This window comes from Ignatzschineria rhizosphaerae, assembly GCF_022655595.1.
Lineage (GTDB): Bacteria > Pseudomonadota > Gammaproteobacteria > Cardiobacteriales > Wohlfahrtiimonadaceae > Ignatzschineria > Ignatzschineria rhizosphaerae.
Map to the genome: position 1 here is coordinate 2,383,304 of NZ_CP093379.1, position 15,462 is coordinate 2,398,765.

The following is a 15,462-nucleotide window of genomic DNA, read 5'->3' on the forward strand; positions in this document are numbered from 1 at the left end:
CTGTAAAAGAGTTTTCACCATGAGATTATCATGCAGAACCTCAAACAGCCTTTAAATGCGATTTTCTTTTCTACTCAAAAGCTTTCGACAAGTGAGCATTTATTGCATCCAAAATCTCTTCTTCTGCAATCTTGTCAATTCCTAAGAATCGGCGTTGAGGAATACCGCCTTCCTCATAACCCAAGTTATGCGCAGCGGCATATGCCTCTGGTGAGCCAGCAATAGCTTCCGTCTCATTACTGTCAGATTGGATTAGTGCTAAGAGCCCACCTCTTTGTAGAATCTTATCACTGTATCCCTTTGCTGCCTTCATCGCTGCATAGACTTCCGAGAGCGGAACCCAAGGCTGACCAGTAACAGGATCTTTCTCATCTTCAAACGCTTGATCAGCAGACTCAACCAATATCCCTGCAATTTCTTCCATGAGTGGGGCTGAAGGTCTAGTGAGCTTTGCCAGTGCTTCTTCGATAGGCTTGGTGTTGATATCAATTTTGATTACATCATCAGCCATAGAGCTTCTTCCTCAATTGATCTTGAATGTCTGTATTATCAATCTGCTTGATCCCATCTTCTTTGATTTGATCTTCATCATCCATCACAGATTGACCGCTAGAGCCATTAGATTCAATGACCTTTATATCCTTGTCATTCTTGAGCATTTCTTGAAAGCGCTTATCACTAACAGCTCTTACACGTCCTCGGCAACCATACTCATACTCGCCATCAAGAAAGGGAGGATAGTTATTGTCCCAAAAGGGATCATCCGCACGTGCAGCGACTTTATGCATCGCTACATGGCTTGGACGTGTTCTCTCATCATCAACCTCAATCCGAATCCACCAAGGCTGTCTATCAATATTTGCTTTCTGTGATTGGAACCTACCGGCATTAAATGCTGTTTGCATATTACTGCGCATCATCTGCTTGAGGCGATAAGCAGGTAGATCGTTGCTAAGCCATCCTTTAGCTTTAAGACTCTCTCTAATATTCTTGAGAAAGAAGTCAGGCGTTTGACCAGCTTCGATCGTGCTTAAGATTTCTTTATAGATGTGATCTGTGATTTTGGCACTATTGATGTTTGCGATAGTAAAGGCTCGGCTTCTAGCACGCATAAGCGCTTGAGTAGCAAACTTATCATCAACAGGAATACCTAAATTCCTGAAGTACTCAAGCGCCTTTTTAGGCTCCATGCGCATAGCGGCCATTACATCGACCTTACTGACACTAGGAGTTGGCATTAGCACCTCCTAAGAGCTCTGAGACAAAGATCGCTTTAACAAGCATCTCTTCCATCTCAGTAGTATCAAGATCAGCATACAGCTCAGCAATCATCTCTTTTGCATTCTCAAGACCACCCGCACGAACAGCCTCAGCAATAGGTTCAATTAATGGATCAATTGCTTTATTGAAGGCCTCTGGGCTAAAACCATTGATTCCATCCTCAATTTTATTCTGCCCAGGCGTAAAGCGTGTCTCAACTTTTTGAGCTGAAAGCCCAGCGAACCCCATCCCACTATAAGGATCATAAGCAGGTGCTTCAGGTTTTGATAAGATCTCTTCATCTTCAGCAGCTTCAGGGATTTGTAATTTGTCATGTGCCCATGATTTAGGGATACGCAAGCCCATACCAACAAATGCCGGCAATGCAGTTGCATAATAAGCCAAGTCTTCAGGTTCACTGGTATCAATCTCAAAACGAGGGTAACGAGTGGGTCTACTATAACTTCCTGCATTCATCACCCACATTGGAATAATCAAGTCACGAGTAATCGTTGGCTCAAGCGCTGCAATATCGCTATGCATAATCTCTTTACGCCCGCCATCATGCACAGTCCCAAGTGCATTAGTAGAGGTCACGCCATCTGCCTGACTTGTAAGTGTACCGCCTAAAATGATCTTACTGATCATCTTTTCAGCCCATTCGATCACGCTCAAGAACTCAGCCGATCCACCTTGTGCAGCTTCCTGAAAATCAATCGCCATTCCTTGAGGAATAATGCCACCAGCATTATGCCCAATCGACATAATGGCGTTAAGAAGTGTTGATTTCTCTTTATCTGTTGCACCACTTGGATACTTTCCAAGACGCATTGGAATGCCATAAATCTCTAAGAACTCAAGCATGTCACGAATCGGATATGAGGCAAAAATAAATGGCCATGCAAGAACATTTGTAAGAGTCGTCTCACCCAGATAGCCGCTCATCGCAGGTGCTCGATGCTGAATCCAGCCAAATTTGCGAAGGGCTTGACCGCCCATTGAACCGTCATTGATGCGCAGATCATTACGATCATCTTGGTTAACAGTAAACATGCTCTGAGGTCGCCAGATCACTTTTTTAGGTCTGATAATCTCGCCTTCAGTATTCCACTGTAGCTCTTGACAGCTAAAGCCTTTTAAAATGCCATCTAGAGCATCAAAAAGCATGTCATTAAACCAATCGGCATCACGAAGCGCCTCTTCGATCATTTCGGTATCACGCTCCTCTTCAGGTGTAGCATTCTTGGGAGGCTTTAAACTCCAATCAAGAAGCGTGATGGATCGTTTACGCTTACTCATCTCTGCAAAAAGATGTCCATTCTTCGTCTCAAGCTCATGTCCAAGATCGCTGATTGCAGAAAGATCCCCTCCATAAGCACTTTGCACAACACCTGCTAACTTTCTAGGGGTTAAGCCGCTCGCAACAGCATCAGGTGCGCTTTGAGCAATGCGTGATAGTTGCTCTGACATCTCTGTCTGCATCTCTCCCACAATTGGACGACCCCATTGATCTACAATTACTCCCATTACCAGCACCCTCTATCTCTTATTTCATGTATTCCGTCATTTTCATAACTTGCCGTGAGCGGCGTGAACTCAATAACACCGCCTTCCATTAATGTTGCTCGATAGGACAAGAATCCAGACACCGCAGCATCCCCATGTCGTTTACCGCCACGAATCGATGTCTCTGTCCCTTTCTGAATCTTATTAACACCCTTGATATTGACGATCTTACGATGGTCTTGCTCAATATCGTCATCCATTGGTATTTCAATACCACCAGCATCAAAGGCACCAATATATTTAGGCATCCACTCGTTGTAATACTTATCCGTCAAATGCACTTGCTCAACCATTTCTGAGCCAAAATCAATGCTTGCTTGCTCACCAATAGATGCACCATTACCCGTTGAGTCTATTGCCATACCAATCAGCCTTGGTACACGTTTACCGACAAATCGAACAATCTCTTGTTGCTGATTGAACGGCATATTTTTAAGCTCTAAAACGATTCTTTGCTTACGCTTAGTATCTTGTGCTACGGCTGTTAACGTAATCGCTGATAAGTCGCCTTTTCGTGCGAAGTCCATCCCAAAGCCATGTCGTTCATTTTCAGATAAAAGCAACTTCATCAATGGCTCAACAACTTCAACTAACCACTCATTAATGGTTTTAACTCGTGCTTCTTCCGTTAGTTTCATAAAGTCATTTGGAGCAGTAATGCGCCTTACAACATGCTCTTTACGAGCGGCTTGCATAATCAGATAGAGATCAATCGATGCACCACTAGATGCTTTTGGAATAGCTTCATATTCTTCAAGAGCATCATCTTCAGTAGCTGCTGAATCAAAAAGCTCTTCAAACCACTTATCCTCAGCTTCTTGCGACCACGCTTGATTCGTTGCTTCACAAATACGCTTATAAAGACCACAAGCTACGGCATAAGAGGCAGGGATAATATGAAGCGATTCATTCTTACGAATCCCTTTTTTAATCTCTTCTGTGATCTCATAAAACTTCGTTGTTATGCCATCATGTGAAGAAATAACACGAATACGACCACCCCACATTCTCAGTGCTAGAGCAGCTTTTAATACTTCCTCAAATTGATCATGGAAAGCAGCTTCATCAATACAAACATTACCTTGACGGCCTCGGAAGTTCTTTGGATTACTTGATAAGGCGTGGATTTTAAAACCAGATTCAAAAGTGATTGTGAACTTGAGGATTTTATTACCATCTTTATCCTCAAAATAATCACCATCTTGGTCAACTTCAGCACCTTCTGTACTATCCATCCACTTTACAGCTTTTGCGAAAGCATTCGCCCAATCAGCACAGGCATCAATAAACTCACGAGCCATGTCTTTATCAGATCCGACATAGAAGTAATCCATACCGCCATCTTTTTTGCTTAAAGCCGTACGTAAAACGGCATCAGCGCCTTCTGCCCACGTTAAACCTGTACGTCGCCCTTTAGCGCCATATTTTATAAAGGACTCATCAGCAAGCCACTGGCGTTGATGATATAAGAGTATGTCTTTCGGATCATACTCTGGCACATCATACTGTTTCTCTTCAAAGATTTTGGCTAGTCGATACTGCCTGTTTTCTTGCGCTTCCATAACCTACACACTCTTTTGAATAATGGCTCTGATAAAGTCAGCATCTTGTTTAGACATGCCTTTTTCACGCACTGAGGCCTCAATATTTTCTGCAAGTTCTTCTGCAAACTCTTTGCGTGCTTCGATAATACGCTTTTGGCTTGTTGCTGCTGCACGTTCAAGTCGTGCGATGGACATTGTGAGATTACGCAAGTCATCAGACTTGATCTCATCATCTTGTGCGAGCTTCATTGTGATATTGAAAACAACAGAACGGAGCATCTCAATAGAGATCATCGATACGTCTGACTCGGCATTAGTTCCTAGCGTTTCAGCCCATTGTTTTGATATCTCTCTGGCTTCCTTAATCTGCTTACCGATCGTTTCCATCTGGGCAGCATAACGATTTAAGCCAGAGCGAGAGAGCTTTGCTTCATCATCAAGCCCGTGTTCCTCAATAAGCTCATTAATCGCATCTAGCACATCAAGTTGTGTATTACTCTTGTTACGCAAGAGCTTATGAAGCTCTTCTTTTAGCGCTTCAGGCAATAGATCGACTTTAGAAGCACGCCCCCGTGTCACTCGACTCATAGTTCACCAGCCCTTGGACGGCGTACCCCATTAACTCTTTCACGTCCTTCAGCAACATCTTGGCCTTTCTGCGTTAATTTCGCTTTCGTATATGGCCCAACTTTTGATAACTCAACAAGCCCCATTCCTTCAAGCCAGAGAAGGTGCTCTTTAATATCGCTAGATGAAATACGATGACCATAAGCATAAAGCGCATCTTTGATCATGCTGTCATTACCCTCAAAACTCATATGCACGAGGGAAAGAAGCATTAGAAAACGTTGATCTTCATTTGTTACTTCCTGCAAGATACTCATTCCTTTCTCCTTCTTTCTGCTTCAGTCAGCAAATCAACGCCTTTAGTAATGTGAGTAAGCCCAACGTTGATAGCCTTAACATCCCCAGCAACATCAACAAGCCTTTCACTCAAGTTATAAAACTCTTTAGCGCTTGGTAGGCTATCCACTTTATTTTCAAGCGTTGTAATACGGTTCTTTTCGGTATCGAGATCTACTTTACTAGCAAATGTAGAGCGTAAAATCGCAGCGATCCCTGGCAGTAAAATTGCCGTCATAATTAACGACCCCCATCTTTCAATAAACTCCAATAACGTCATAAATGTCTCTCCCATATCTCTTGACACTCAATGCACAAAACAGCATCAGGAAGCGCCTTTAAACGCTGAGGTGGGATTTCCTCTTCACAATCAGCACAAAGCTGAATATCAACGCCATTTTCGCTCACAATGAGTGGACTTAATCCCGGCTTCTTTGCTCTTGCGTTCTTTAATGCAAGCTCTGTTTGCCAACTTGCTAGATCGTTGGCTCTATCGATAATGTCACTCATTGCAAACTATCTTCCTTACTTTCCATTGTTCCAATACTTCCTCTTGCGTTCGTCTTGTATCCTTCGCACTCGCCGTCACTGTGGGAATCAGCAAGCACCCAAGGTCAATCTGGTCGTAACGCACGGATGTCGTGCAGCTCGCCAATAAGCTCACTAGCAGTAAGCTGACTAATATCACGCTTAAACTCAATCTGAGATTGAAGCGTGAGAATGATTTTCTGATTAAGCTCAACACTCTGTTCTAGCTCCCTTTCAAGTTCCTTGTTTTCACTCTTAAGGGAGCGATTGGAACGCTTTAAAAATGTAATAACGCCGCATAAAACAGCGATTATTGCGCTAACGATTAACATCTGACTCATCACCAGCCTCGCTTATTTGTGCATTTCTCTGGGCTTTTTGCTTTAGATCAACAACGCCTTTCGTCACTGTTAATCCGCTTCCTGCGCCGATCATGACGTAAAAAAAAGTCACGGCATCAGCTGAGCCCTTGAAAGCCACAAAAAATGTGACAATCCAGCCAAAAATGAAAGTGAGTATCGTAATCGACTTCGTATTATCAAGCCGTCCGCCACGGTCGCTAAAGCATGCAAAGAGCTGTGTTTTTATTGCTTGCCTCATACTACTTCTCCCGTTTCACCACCACGCAACCACTCACGCAAACGATCCCAAAATGATTTTTTGCGCTCTTTTGCTGGCTCTGGCAGAACGAGGTTATCAGGCACAAGATCGGCATATTCAGTAGTAGCATCAAAGCTTGGACAGGCTTTATTAGCAAACTCACGGTGGCCATGAATCGTTGCGTTTGGATACTTCGCTTTCAGTTCTTTTAAGATTTTAATAAGCGCCTTTTTTTGCGCAGGCGTACGTGTATCTTTTGGATTCATCTGCGCATCAACACCGCCGATATAGCAAACACCGATACTGTATTTATTGTGACTCTTCACGTGTGCGCCAACTTCAGCCTCAGCACGCCCTTTGTGAATTGAACCATCAAGATGAATCACATAGTGATAGCCAATATCACGATAGCCCTCCGCTTTATGCCAACGGCGGACATCATCAATCGTATTATTGCGATTCTCTGGAGTTGCAGAGCAGTGAACGATGAGCTTATCGATTTTTCGTGCTGTTTGTGTTGCTTGTAACTTTGTTTGTGACATTAAAAAACCCTCATAACAGTGTATGAGGGTTAGTATCGGGAAGATTGATGCTTGAGGTGGATTATAACGTTTTAAACAAACTCTAGAGTCTGCTGCTGTTTAGCTCTGCGAATTTTTCTTTGCTCATCAATTATCTGGTAGATGCGTGGCTCAGATAAACCATATCTAACGCATAACTCTTTGTGATTACTACCAGTAAACTCACTATAAATTTGCTGATCACGCACAAAAGACTTAAAAGAGACCGCTTTTGGCAGATAAAGTATCTGACCACCGAATGTCTCAATGAGAAGCAAAACGAGCTCCTCACCACTTAATTTTTGTTCTTGTTGAGCATTATTAACCAGAGCAATCATTTGCTCACAAAGCTCAGGCCATTTGTTGTTTTCCATAGCATCATCTCAGTCCAATAATATAAACAAGGTTTGAAATATTAAACCATCATTCTAATGCTATTGCTATTCTTTACTTTTCTACAACCTTACATTGCACAACATCAACTAGTCTTTTTGATGACATACCATCATATTCTGAAACTAAAAATTGATGCAAGACCATCTCATAATGATCATTGAAATAAGTCTTAGAGTGCATTTCAGCTTCTGAAGAGATTTTCTCTTTCATGTTGTAATAATCATCTTTAACACTCAATGACTCATCAAAGAAACTCTTCGCTAGCACATCACATGCCTCATAAACAAAGGCACCACGCCCCATACCAAGATATGAATCGTCTTTAAATTCAATAAACCCTTTATTAGATTGAGCGGCACAATAGTTAATATCTCTATTTCCTAGACAGGTATAACAACCCCCAGAACTACAAGTGAAATTATTTTTCTCGGCGAGTAATTTAACGTCTTCAGCTGTTGTAGCAGAAGCAAGTGACATCAATAAAGAGGAAATTAATAATAGTTTTTTCATAATAGCCTTTAGTTTAAATATTCCCTTGCGCCCTCTACGATCTCACCAACTATATGAAAACCGTGAGATTCTGCATCAGATGGGGATATTACAATATTTTCATAAAATGGATTTCTACACTTTAAAACGATTGAGCGATCCAGCCTAACCTCTATAAATTTCGCTAATAACTCCTGACCGATTCTAACGACAAAGATACATCCTGTTTTAGGTTGGTTGTTTGCCATGTTAATTAAAACATAATCACCATGAAGCAAATCAGGAACCATTGATTCACCCATAATCTTAGTCACGGCTAATTTACTTGCATAGTATCCTCTCTCCCTGAGCCAAGCTTCTCTAAAAGCATGATAATACAGAGGCTCTGAATCAAATGCATCAACCCCAGTTCCTGCACATACTTCTGTTGAATATACGGGTATATATGCATAAGGCTCTGGTGGTGTTGCCGCAGTAACTAGAGCCCCTTCGCCTGAGAACAGATAATCAATATTAAAACCAAGTTTTTTCAGTTCAACTAAATGTAGCAAGGTTGGATAAGTTGAACCTTGCTCCCAATTTATAATTGTTGACTTCCCAATCCCTAATTTTTCTATCAAAACTGCTTGAGTCAAGCCCAACTCAAGCCTTTGTTCTCTAAGCCTTTCCCCGTAAATATTATCACCACTCAAACTTCACCTCCAAAATATCAAACCACAAAACTTGACAGGTTTATTTTATTAAACTAATATCCAATTAAGTAAACCAACTTAACTAAGTCAATTTAATTAAACCAACTAATTTCAACCAACTAATTACAACATAGGTGAAATATAATGGAAAAAGAATTAATTTTCAATCTCCTAAAGGAAAGAGGGCTGAACGCATCTATGATTGCGAGATCTTTAAACGTCACGCCACAAGCCGTACACAGAGTCATTAGTGAGGGCCGAGGGAGTATAAGAATCGTTAAAGCTATCGCTAAAGTTTGCGACAAAGATCATAAAACACTCTTTCCTTATTACTTACGAGAAAAGACCTCCAAAGAAAAAACAGAAAAGCAAGTCTTACAAAAAGAACTAGATGCCAAACTCGCTCCATTTGCACAGGAGGCTTAATGAAAGAAGTCTCACAATCACAGCTACGACCACTTTTGATCATCAAAGCAATGAAAGGACGGAGCTTTACAGGAATAAGCAACGTTGAGATCGCAAGCAAGATTGGCTCAACACCAAGCAGTGTTAGCAGAGCGATAAACGTCCTGATACATGCAGGATTCGTTGAACAACTCGACAACGGCTTATATGCACTTAGTACCGAAGCACTGAATATCGCAACGAGTCACGCACGAGAAGTCCAAGCGATCAATGCGAAGCTGGCTGAAATCAATAATTAGGAGAATAGATATGACTACAAGAAAACTTACTAAAGAACAAGAAAAACGAGCTCAGCGTATCCACCAAGCTAGTAAGCGCATAAATGGGAAGTTTATTTTGAGTCTTGATCAAGCGAGGGAGTTAGTGTCCCGTAACGTTGTAGATTTTCCTCAAAATCTTCCACTGTTTGGAGAGCATCGACATAAAGCCTCTCATTCCTCCACTCCCGAAGTGTTTGCACCATTTCCTGAAGGTACTCACGAGCATAAGGATTTATTGGATGATCCCAATCTGCTTTCAAAAGTTGAGTTTCTACTTGAGACAAGTCAACACCTAGCTTCTCTTCTACGTGAGAAGCTAAATGAAGCCAAGCATAAAACAATGCATTCGTATGACCCAATAGCTTCAAAAGATCCTCGTCTTTACTGTAAACATCATCATCTCTCACGGAAAAATCCTCTTAAATAAATTAGTCGAATTTCAATTATTACAAACGGAGTAAAAAATGTCAGATATTAGAGAAGATCAAGTGGATTTAATCACAGGTAAAACTCAAGCTGAAATGCGTGAGGAGCGTACTCATGAGTTGAGTGAAATTCAAAAGACGTATGGCGACAACCTTCCATATGATCGTAAGCGTGTAGTGAATGAAGCAAAATTCTTTATCAACCAAACAGCTCAATCAATGCTAGAAGTCGGTAAAAGACTCATTCTTATAAAAGAGCATGAAACTGTTGAATCGTTCATTGAAATCGTTGAGATGGATTTTAAGATAGGAAAAAGCACTGCATATAACCTCATGCAAGCTGCCGCTAAGTTTTTAACCATAGACAGTAAATCTTTCCAAGCGCTTGGAAATTTAGGATTAACAAAATTACTAGATCTCGCCAACCAAGAAGATGAGGTATTAGAGGCTCTTGCTGACGGCGGAACTGTCGCAGGTTTAACGCTTGATGAGATGGATAAAATGACCACTAGAGAGCTTAAAAGAGCGCTCAAGGAAGCAAAAGCTGACCAAGATGCAGTGCGTAAGGTGTCAGCTGATAAAGATAAAAAGATCAACGAGCTTTCAGAAAAGCTTGAGAAATCAGAAGCTAAATCAAAGAAAGAGATCGAAAAACTCAAACTTGATGAGAGTGAAACTGATCGTCTAATGAAGTCTTACAAGTTAACACTCGCAGAGGTTACTGGCGATATTCTTGCATCTAACTCCAAACTTCAACAATTGTTCGCCAAGGCAACAGCTGATGCATTACCCAAATCATTCTTTCAAGACTTTGCTAGAGAACTTCTCTCTGTACGTCAAAACCTTGAATTAGTTGCAGAACAACTCCCAAGTGATGATGGCATTGTTGACTCAACTTGGATGGATGAAGCATGAAGACGTTAACGCCTGATGATGCAGACTTTGCTGTAACACTTAGGCAAGTTTGCGAGATTATGCCGAAGATTAGATTTATCGCTCGTGGAGTTCATACCATCCAGCAGTCACCAAGAGGTATTCGTTTTTTGGATGCGAATGGAGAGCAACTCGCAGCACTAACGGCAAAGACAATTAAAGAAGAACAGGAGGCACTAAATGCTACCTTCCGAAATTGAATACTTCCAAGATGTAGCGAAAAGACTAGATGCTACAAAGCACGGCGGCAAAACAAAGCTTATCCAAAACATCGCTGACACTCTTGGGATCTCTATTAATTTGATTTATGAAAAGTTAGAGAGAGTGGGCTATCAGTCGAAACGCAAAGTTAGATCTGACCGAGGGGATACACATGTTGACCTCCGTGATGCACGACTGATTTGTGGCGCAATGTATAAGAACCGCCGCAAAAATGAAAAGACACTCTTAACATGCGAAAACGCCATCGCAGATGCTTATGCAAACGGTCAAATAAGACAGCTTTACAACCCTACAACTTTATTGAGAGTCGCTAAAATGCATGGATTCCATCCTGATCAACTGATACAACCAACACCGCACATCAATATGCGATCGCTCCATCCGAACCATGTTTGGCAGGTAGACGCTTCAGTTGGCGTGTTGTTTTACCTTCCTGAAGGTGGTGTTCAGTTCTTTGATGAGACAAAGGACTATAAAAACAAACCTGAAAATCTCGATAAAGCACGTAATCACTTATGCGTACGTTATGCTGTTGTTGACCACTTTAGCGGAGCATTTTACTGCAAGTATTATGCAACAAGCGGCGAGAATCAAGAGGTGTTTTTTGACGTACTGGCGAATGCATTTACTCAACGTGATCGGGAAGATTTTTACGGGATTCCACAGATACTCATTATGGATAAGGGATCTGCTAACACTTCCCATCTTGTTTTGAATTTTTTAGATCGTTTGCATATCCAGCACTTTCCGCACAAGGCAGGAAACCCTAGAGCGAAAGGTTCAGCGGAGAAAATACAAGATATTATCGAGGTGCAGTTTGAGGGAAGCTTAAGAAACAGAAAGACAAAAGTCTCCAATGTGGATGATCTCAATCAAATGGTGACACGCTGGCAGACATACTTTAATGGATCTCGCATTCATACACGCACCAAACAACCTCGCTATACCGTTTGGAATAGGATCAAAGAAGATCAGTTAGTTTTTGCACCGCCAATGGAGACACTTAAAGCAATTCTCACAAGCAAGCCAGTATTGCGCAAGGTTAATGACGATCTTCGCATCACTTATAAAGGAAGAGGATTCGCAGAGGCAAGAACCTACTCAGTAGAACATATCGAAAGCGTAAAGGTAGGCGAACAAGTTTCGGTCTTACTCAACCCATTCAGAGCGCCCAATATTGATATTGAGATTACTGATTATAAGGGTGTTGTTACGCTTCATGAGTGTATTCCACTTGAAGAGGCTGATGGCGGTTTCTTTGCAGTAGATCAAATCTTTGGTGAAGGCATGGCGAGCATTCGTGACACAGTGAGTGACGTTGAACGCAAACAGATACATCTTGATGCGCATGGAGCAAAAACGCTTGAAGACGCAGACAAGAAAGCGAAGCAAAACCCACAGCTATACGGTGGGAAATTAGATCCCGAAACCCGTATCAGTGCTTACTTAAAAGAGCGTGAAAATATTATCTCAATTCCAAAACGTGGAACAGAACATGAGTTGCAAGCACCTAAGCAAGTATTCGAGAAGATTAGTGTTGCAGAGGTTTGTAAGCGATTAAAAGCTGATTTAGGTGATCAATATCCAAAAGACACCTACCAATACCTCAGCAAGCATTATACCGAAATTGACCCGATGGATTATGAAACCATCAAGCGCCAGTTAACCACCAGATCAACATTGAAAGTAGTAGGAGAGTAATTATGAGTCAATTTGAAAAAGATTTTGCAAAGATATTCAACCTTTGTGATGCCGATATTTTAATCACAAAAAACTACAACCAAGAAAGCGGTTCTTTTGAAATTTCTCAAAGGGCTGATGCAGAAGCTGGTTATGAAGTAATAGTCTCCATTGGATTCAGCAGCGAAACAAGTAGAGATAGTGTTTTTGCTAACTACGACAAACAAGCCGCTGAAAGATTTCTTAAAGAAATAAGGAAGTTCGTATGAGCATGCACAAACTAGATGGAATTTTAAAGCAGTACGCTATTACACAATCAGATCTTGCTCGTGCTGTTGGAGTGAGTCAAGCAGTCATTAGTTTACTTCTACGACACGGTCAATGGCCAAAGAAAAACCCTCATATCTTGCAAGACAAAATAGAGGGCTACCTTACTGAACTAGGAATCGTTTTCGCAGACGATCTATTTAACATTACTAACTCAGAAGATTCTGAACAAGACGAGGAAATCGAAATGCATAAAGAAATGATAACACAAGACGCTCGCCAGCTATATAGCATCTATAAAGACCCATTTACTGATGATGTTAGAAGTCATGATGATGTCTTCCTAACGCCAACAGCAAGATTCATTAGAGAGACGCTTTATCATGCGGCTAGTAGCGGAGGATTTATTGCAATAATTGCCGAGTCAGGCGCAGGAAAATCAATCTTAAGACGTGATCTAGTTGATCGTATTAATCGTGAAGATGCATCAATACAGCTGATCTCTCCAAGCTTGCCTGATAAAGAAAAACTTACTGTTACATCGATCATTGAAGCTGTTATTGATGAGATCAATCCAAACTTGCCTGGCAAACGCTCGATTGAAGCTAAGAGTCGTCAAATGGAAAAACTCTTAAGAGATTCATCAAGAGCGGGAATGACGCATTGCCTAGTAATTGAAGAAGCTCATGACTTAACATTGCCGATGCTTAAAAACTTGAAACGATTCTGGGAGTTGGAAGATGGGTTTAAACGTTTATTAAGTATTGTTTTAATCGGTCAACCAGAACTCAAGAACAAACTTAACGAGAGAATGAACTGGGAAGCACGAGAAGTTATTCGTAGATGTGAAATCGCAGAACTTCAACCGCTTGATTCTCATCTTAAAGATTATCTCGTTCATAAGTTTGAGCGTGTTGGTGTCGATGTCACAAAATTCATGACTGATGATGCATTTGAAGCGATCAGAGCAAAGCTCACACAAACAGGCAGCAAGGGGCTTATTAGTATGACGTACCCACTTATTGTTAATAATTTAACTGTCAAAATCTTAAACCATGCCGCAGAGATCGGAGCTACTCCCATTGATGCCGGTATCGTCGAAAGTCTATAGGAGTCGGATATGAATAATTCAAAGAACGTTTTAACAAGGCACTATCACAAAAAAGCAAAGAGTTTTCACAAAGTAATGGCGAAGCTGCTTAATGCTGATATCGGCGTATATACCGTTGATTTTGCCAAGAAGAGTATTTTAGTGGAGCGACCAAATGGCGAACAAGCTAAAAAGCTAGGATTCAAAGTGGTTCTTCTTAATGCCTTTAATGTTCCTGAAGCCACTATTAACGGCTGGAAAATTAACTGGCAAGCGAAAGCACCGATTATTGAAATTAAAACGACAGGAGTAATTGCATGAGTGAGGGAGTTTATACAAATGAAGCGATTCATTACCTAAAAGTAGATCCTATTTTTTTTAAAGCAATTCAGGAGGGTAAAAAACACTTTGAACTACGTAAAAATGATCGCAATTTTAAAGTAAATGACTATGTAATCTTACAAGAGTTTAACGAGAAGCTCACAGGATGGTCGATAGCAGCACAAATTAACTTCATTTTAGAAGATTATGCAGGGCTTGAAGAAGGTTATGTCATTTTAAACTTAAACGATGTAAAGGAGAAAATATATGGATTTGGCTCAATATAGAACAAACATGCAAGGCCATTTAGTGCATATCGACAACATCAAACAGGAAGATCTTCTCCGTGATGAAGTTGTGAAAAGCCTAACTGAAAAGGCAAAAAAACTGCAATCTCAAATGGCCGAAGAAAAGAAACAGTACTTTTTAGACTTTGATGCATACGTTGAGCTTGCACTAGCAAAATATGAAGTCGTAGTTGGCAAAGGTAAAGGGAATGTGACTCTTTACAGTTATGATGGCAAATACAAAATCATGCTAGCAATCAGTGAAAACATTCGCTTTAACGAAAATATTCACGCAGCTGAAAAGATCATTAAAGAGTGTATTAGTAAATGGTCAGTTGGTGCAAACAAGAACCTTGCAATCATTGCCAATACCGCTTTCAGAACAAACGCCCAAGGCAATATTAGCAACATCAAACGCATTCTAGAATTACTTAATTACGATGTTGATGATGAGCGCTGGCAACAAGGCATGCAAGCAATCAGAGATAGCATCATAGTAACTAGCTCTAAGAAGTACATGCGCTTTTATGAGCTTCAAGAAGATGGTAGCTATGCTCAGATCAGTTTAGATTTTGCGGCGATTTAGGGGGATATATGGTCAATATAGAAGTTAAGGCGAAAGTTCCCCAAAAGATACCTCGTGGTGTTTTTTATAAGGGAGCTGACTTTCAAGAGTTGCGTTCAGGGATAATCAAAATGCATCGGAAGCGATGGGAAAAAGCAGCGAGAAAAGCGATCACTGAAGATGTTAATGAAACTCGAAAGAAGATCGTCAAAATTATAGTGACAGATGAAGATATCTGCTTTTATGACAAGCAAGACCAGATAGTTTTTAAGATATGAAAAAGGAGCGGTATGTTTAGAGATAATTGGATGCTTGGCTTATTACTGCTTCCTGTAATTATTTTGCTCTTACTAGGAATTGGTTTAGGAATTTTTATTAGTTGGTTATTTTGAAAAATTGCAGCCCCTTA

General features: G+C 40.9%; 26 protein-coding genes. 12 read left to right on the top strand and 14 right to left on the bottom strand.

Translation table 11 applies throughout. The features are described from left to right. Positions 1 to 70 precede the first annotated feature (70 nt). From MMG00_RS10685 to MMG00_RS10750, 14 genes are all read right to left on the bottom strand, one after another. Positions 71 to 511: a phage virion morphogenesis protein gene (locus MMG00_RS10685; protein WP_242148155.1), complete on the bottom strand. Its 441-nt coding sequence runs from the start codon at positions 509 to 511 to the stop codon at positions 71 to 73. Further along, positions 504 to 1,238: a phage head morphogenesis protein gene (locus MMG00_RS10690; protein ID WP_242148156.1), complete on the bottom strand. Its 735-nt coding sequence runs from the start codon at positions 1,236 to 1,238 to the stop codon at positions 504 to 506. Before MMG00_RS10690 ends, MMG00_RS10685 begins: the two co-directional genes overlap by 8 nt. After that, the gene (locus MMG00_RS10695) at positions 1,225 to 2,787 is read right to left on the bottom strand and encodes a DUF935 domain-containing protein (RefSeq protein WP_242148158.1); all 1,563 of its coding nucleotides are present in this window, start codon (positions 2,785 to 2,787) and stop codon (positions 1,225 to 1,227) included. Before MMG00_RS10695 ends, MMG00_RS10690 begins: the two co-directional genes overlap by 14 nt. Further along, positions 2,787 to 4,388: a terminase large subunit domain-containing protein gene (locus MMG00_RS10700; protein WP_242148159.1), complete on the bottom strand. Its 1,602-nt coding sequence runs from the start codon at positions 4,386 to 4,388 to the stop codon at positions 2,787 to 2,789. Before MMG00_RS10700 ends, MMG00_RS10695 begins: the two co-directional genes overlap by 1 nt. 3 nt (positions 4,389 to 4,391) lie before the next feature. Beyond that, positions 4,392 to 4,958, bottom strand: coding sequence for a DUF3486 family protein (locus MMG00_RS10705; protein WP_242148161.1), 567 nt, complete (start codon positions 4,956 to 4,958; stop codon positions 4,392 to 4,394). Next, a complete protein-coding gene (locus MMG00_RS10710; RefSeq protein ID WP_242148164.1) occupies positions 4,955 to 5,254 on the bottom strand; it encodes a VpaChn25_0724 family phage protein in 300 nt (99 codons plus the stop codon). The genes MMG00_RS10705 and MMG00_RS10710 overlap by 4 nt, the downstream gene beginning before the upstream one ends. Continuing rightward, on the bottom strand, positions 5,251 to 5,553 hold the full coding sequence (locus tag MMG00_RS10715) for a DUF2730 family protein (protein WP_242148167.1): 303 nt from the start codon (positions 5,551 to 5,553) through the stop codon (positions 5,251 to 5,253). The genes MMG00_RS10710 and MMG00_RS10715 overlap by 4 nt, the downstream gene beginning before the upstream one ends. After that, positions 5,550 to 5,783 carry a TraR/DksA family transcriptional regulator gene (locus MMG00_RS10720; protein ID WP_242148169.1) on the bottom strand — a complete coding sequence of 78 codons (234 nt, stop codon included), beginning with the start codon at positions 5,781 to 5,783 and terminating at the stop codon, positions 5,550 to 5,552. Before MMG00_RS10720 ends, MMG00_RS10715 begins: the two co-directional genes overlap by 4 nt. Positions 5,784 to 5,887: 104 nt before the next feature. Further along, on the bottom strand, positions 5,888 to 6,142 hold the full coding sequence (locus tag MMG00_RS10725; protein ID WP_242148171.1) for a hypothetical protein: 255 nt from the start codon (positions 6,140 to 6,142) through the stop codon (positions 5,888 to 5,890). Next, positions 6,120 to 6,401 carry a hypothetical protein gene (locus MMG00_RS10730; protein WP_242148173.1) on the bottom strand — a complete coding sequence of 94 codons (282 nt, stop codon included), beginning with the start codon at positions 6,399 to 6,401 and terminating at the stop codon, positions 6,120 to 6,122. Before MMG00_RS10730 ends, MMG00_RS10725 begins: the two co-directional genes overlap by 23 nt. Then, positions 6,398 to 6,943, bottom strand: coding sequence for an N-acetylmuramoyl-L-alanine amidase (locus tag MMG00_RS10735; RefSeq protein ID WP_270049297.1), 546 nt, complete (start codon positions 6,941 to 6,943; stop codon positions 6,398 to 6,400). The genes MMG00_RS10730 and MMG00_RS10735 overlap by 4 nt, the downstream gene beginning before the upstream one ends. 71 nt (positions 6,944 to 7,014) lie before the next feature. Further along, positions 7,015 to 7,335 (bottom strand): Mor transcription activator family protein, encoded by a 321-nt coding sequence (locus tag MMG00_RS10740; protein WP_242148175.1) that lies wholly within the window; start codon positions 7,333 to 7,335, stop codon positions 7,015 to 7,017. Positions 7,336 to 7,408: 73 nt separating this feature from the next. Continuing rightward, a complete protein-coding gene (locus MMG00_RS10745) occupies positions 7,409 to 7,867 on the bottom strand; it encodes a hypothetical protein (RefSeq protein ID WP_242148177.1) in 459 nt (152 codons plus the stop codon). A gap of 8 nt (positions 7,868 to 7,875) precedes the next feature. Further along, a complete protein-coding gene (locus tag MMG00_RS10750; protein ID WP_242148179.1) occupies positions 7,876 to 8,538 on the bottom strand; it encodes an XRE family transcriptional regulator in 663 nt (220 codons plus the stop codon). 144 nt (positions 8,539 to 8,682) lie between these two features. Here MMG00_RS10750 and MMG00_RS10755 point away from each other — a divergent pair, with 144 nt between their 5' ends. Genes MMG00_RS10755 through MMG00_RS10810 form a run of 12 tightly spaced genes read left to right on the top strand, consistent with a single transcriptional unit; the run spans position 8,683 to position 15,331 of the window. Further along, a complete protein-coding gene (locus MMG00_RS10755) occupies positions 8,683 to 8,964 on the top strand; it encodes an XRE family transcriptional regulator (protein WP_242148181.1) in 282 nt (93 codons plus the stop codon). Further along, a complete protein-coding gene (locus MMG00_RS10760; protein ID WP_242148183.1) occupies positions 8,964 to 9,242 on the top strand; it encodes a helix-turn-helix domain-containing protein in 279 nt (92 codons plus the stop codon). Before MMG00_RS10755 ends, MMG00_RS10760 begins: the two co-directional genes overlap by 1 nt. A 10-nt stretch (positions 9,243 to 9,252) precedes the next feature. Continuing rightward, positions 9,253 to 9,690, top strand: a complete 438-nt coding sequence (locus MMG00_RS10765; protein WP_242148185.1) for a hypothetical protein — start codon at positions 9,253 to 9,255, stop codon at positions 9,688 to 9,690. Positions 9,691 to 9,727: 37 nt separating this feature from the next. After that, positions 9,728 to 10,603, top strand: a complete 876-nt coding sequence (locus tag MMG00_RS10770) for a DUF3102 domain-containing protein (RefSeq protein WP_242148187.1) — start codon at positions 9,728 to 9,730, stop codon at positions 10,601 to 10,603. Further along, complete coding sequence (locus MMG00_RS10775) at positions 10,600 to 10,821, top strand: hypothetical protein (RefSeq protein ID WP_242148189.1); 222 nt, start codon at positions 10,600 to 10,602, stop codon at positions 10,819 to 10,821. Before MMG00_RS10770 ends, MMG00_RS10775 begins: the two co-directional genes overlap by 4 nt. Next, positions 10,802 to 12,544 carry a transposase family protein gene (locus MMG00_RS10780; RefSeq protein ID WP_242148190.1) on the top strand — a complete coding sequence of 581 codons (1,743 nt, stop codon included), beginning with the start codon at positions 10,802 to 10,804 and terminating at the stop codon, positions 12,542 to 12,544. The genes MMG00_RS10775 and MMG00_RS10780 overlap by 20 nt, the downstream gene beginning before the upstream one ends. A 2-nt stretch (positions 12,545 to 12,546) precedes the next feature. Then, positions 12,547 to 12,792, top strand: a complete 246-nt coding sequence (locus tag MMG00_RS10785; RefSeq protein ID WP_242148192.1) for a hypothetical protein — start codon at positions 12,547 to 12,549, stop codon at positions 12,790 to 12,792. Then, on the top strand, positions 12,789 to 13,901 hold the full coding sequence (locus tag MMG00_RS10790; protein WP_242148194.1) for an ExeA family protein: 1,113 nt from the start codon (positions 12,789 to 12,791) through the stop codon (positions 13,899 to 13,901). Before MMG00_RS10785 ends, MMG00_RS10790 begins: the two co-directional genes overlap by 4 nt. 9 nt (positions 13,902 to 13,910) lie before the next feature. Beyond that, positions 13,911 to 14,201 carry a hypothetical protein gene (locus MMG00_RS10795; RefSeq protein ID WP_242148196.1) on the top strand — a complete coding sequence of 97 codons (291 nt, stop codon included), beginning with the start codon at positions 13,911 to 13,913 and terminating at the stop codon, positions 14,199 to 14,201. Further along, positions 14,198 to 14,488: a DUF3850 domain-containing protein gene (locus MMG00_RS10800; RefSeq protein ID WP_242148198.1), complete on the top strand. Its 291-nt coding sequence runs from the start codon at positions 14,198 to 14,200 to the stop codon at positions 14,486 to 14,488. Before MMG00_RS10795 ends, MMG00_RS10800 begins: the two co-directional genes overlap by 4 nt. Next, the gene (locus MMG00_RS10805) at positions 14,469 to 15,074 is read left to right on the top strand and encodes a DUF3164 family protein (protein WP_242148200.1); all 606 of its coding nucleotides are present in this window, start codon (positions 14,469 to 14,471) and stop codon (positions 15,072 to 15,074) included. Before MMG00_RS10800 ends, MMG00_RS10805 begins: the two co-directional genes overlap by 20 nt. A gap of 8 nt (positions 15,075 to 15,082) precedes the next feature. Beyond that, complete coding sequence (locus MMG00_RS10810; protein ID WP_242148202.1) at positions 15,083 to 15,331, top strand: hypothetical protein; 249 nt, start codon at positions 15,083 to 15,085, stop codon at positions 15,329 to 15,331. The last annotated feature ends 131 nt before the right edge of the window (positions 15,332 to 15,462 follow it).

Coding starts and splice junctions, on each gene's coding strand:
- MMG00_RS10685 (WP_242148155.1), bottom strand. CDS start 511: ATGGCTGATGATGTAATCAAAATTGATATCAACACCAAGCCTATCGAA.
- MMG00_RS10690 (WP_242148156.1), bottom strand. CDS start 1,238: ATGCCAACTCCTAGTGTCAGTAAGGTCGATGTAATGGCCGCTATGCGC.
- MMG00_RS10695 (WP_242148158.1), bottom strand. CDS start 2,787: ATGGGAGTAATTGTAGATCAATGGGGTCGTCCAATTGTGGGAGAGATG.
- MMG00_RS10700 (WP_242148159.1), bottom strand. CDS start 4,388: ATGGAAGCGCAAGAAAACAGGCAGTATCGACTAGCCAAAATCTTTGAA.
- MMG00_RS10705 (WP_242148161.1), bottom strand. CDS start 4,958: ATGAGTCGAGTGACACGGGGGCGTGCTTCTAAAGTCGATCTATTGCCT.
- MMG00_RS10710 (WP_242148164.1), bottom strand. CDS start 5,254: ATGAGTATCTTGCAGGAAGTAACAAATGAAGATCAACGTTTTCTAATG.
- MMG00_RS10715 (WP_242148167.1), bottom strand. CDS start 5,553: ATGACGTTATTGGAGTTTATTGAAAGATGGGGGTCGTTAATTATGACG.
- MMG00_RS10720 (WP_242148169.1), bottom strand. CDS start 5,783: ATGAGTGACATTATCGATAGAGCCAACGATCTAGCAAGTTGGCAAACA.
- MMG00_RS10725 (WP_242148171.1), bottom strand. CDS start 6,142: ATGAGTCAGATGTTAATCGTTAGCGCAATAATCGCTGTTTTATGCGGC.
- MMG00_RS10730 (WP_242148173.1), bottom strand. CDS start 6,401: ATGAGGCAAGCAATAAAAACACAGCTCTTTGCATGCTTTAGCGACCGT.
- MMG00_RS10735 (WP_270049297.1), bottom strand. CDS start 6,943: ATGTCACAAACAAAGTTACAAGCAACACAAACAGCACGAAAAATCGAT.
- MMG00_RS10740 (WP_242148175.1), bottom strand. CDS start 7,335: ATGGAAAACAACAAATGGCCTGAGCTTTGTGAGCAAATGATTGCTCTG.
- MMG00_RS10745 (WP_242148177.1), bottom strand. CDS start 7,867: ATGAAAAAACTATTATTAATTTCCTCTTTATTGATGTCACTTGCTTCT.
- MMG00_RS10755 (WP_242148181.1), top strand. CDS start 8,683: ATGGAAAAAGAATTAATTTTCAATCTCCTAAAGGAAAGAGGGCTGAAC.
- MMG00_RS10760 (WP_242148183.1), top strand. CDS start 8,964: ATGAAAGAAGTCTCACAATCACAGCTACGACCACTTTTGATCATCAAA.
- MMG00_RS10765 (WP_242148185.1), top strand. CDS start 9,253: ATGACTACAAGAAAACTTACTAAAGAACAAGAAAAACGAGCTCAGCGT.
- MMG00_RS10770 (WP_242148187.1), top strand. CDS start 9,728: ATGTCAGATATTAGAGAAGATCAAGTGGATTTAATCACAGGTAAAACT.
- MMG00_RS10775 (WP_242148189.1), top strand. CDS start 10,600: ATGAAGACGTTAACGCCTGATGATGCAGACTTTGCTGTAACACTTAGG.
- MMG00_RS10780 (WP_242148190.1), top strand. CDS start 10,802: ATGCTACCTTCCGAAATTGAATACTTCCAAGATGTAGCGAAAAGACTA.
- MMG00_RS10785 (WP_242148192.1), top strand. CDS start 12,547: ATGAGTCAATTTGAAAAAGATTTTGCAAAGATATTCAACCTTTGTGAT.
- MMG00_RS10790 (WP_242148194.1), top strand. CDS start 12,789: ATGAGCATGCACAAACTAGATGGAATTTTAAAGCAGTACGCTATTACA.
- MMG00_RS10795 (WP_242148196.1), top strand. CDS start 13,911: ATGAATAATTCAAAGAACGTTTTAACAAGGCACTATCACAAAAAAGCA.
- MMG00_RS10800 (WP_242148198.1), top strand. CDS start 14,198: ATGAGTGAGGGAGTTTATACAAATGAAGCGATTCATTACCTAAAAGTA.
- MMG00_RS10805 (WP_242148200.1), top strand. CDS start 14,469: ATGGATTTGGCTCAATATAGAACAAACATGCAAGGCCATTTAGTGCAT.
- MMG00_RS10810 (WP_242148202.1), top strand. CDS start 15,083: ATGGTCAATATAGAAGTTAAGGCGAAAGTTCCCCAAAAGATACCTCGT.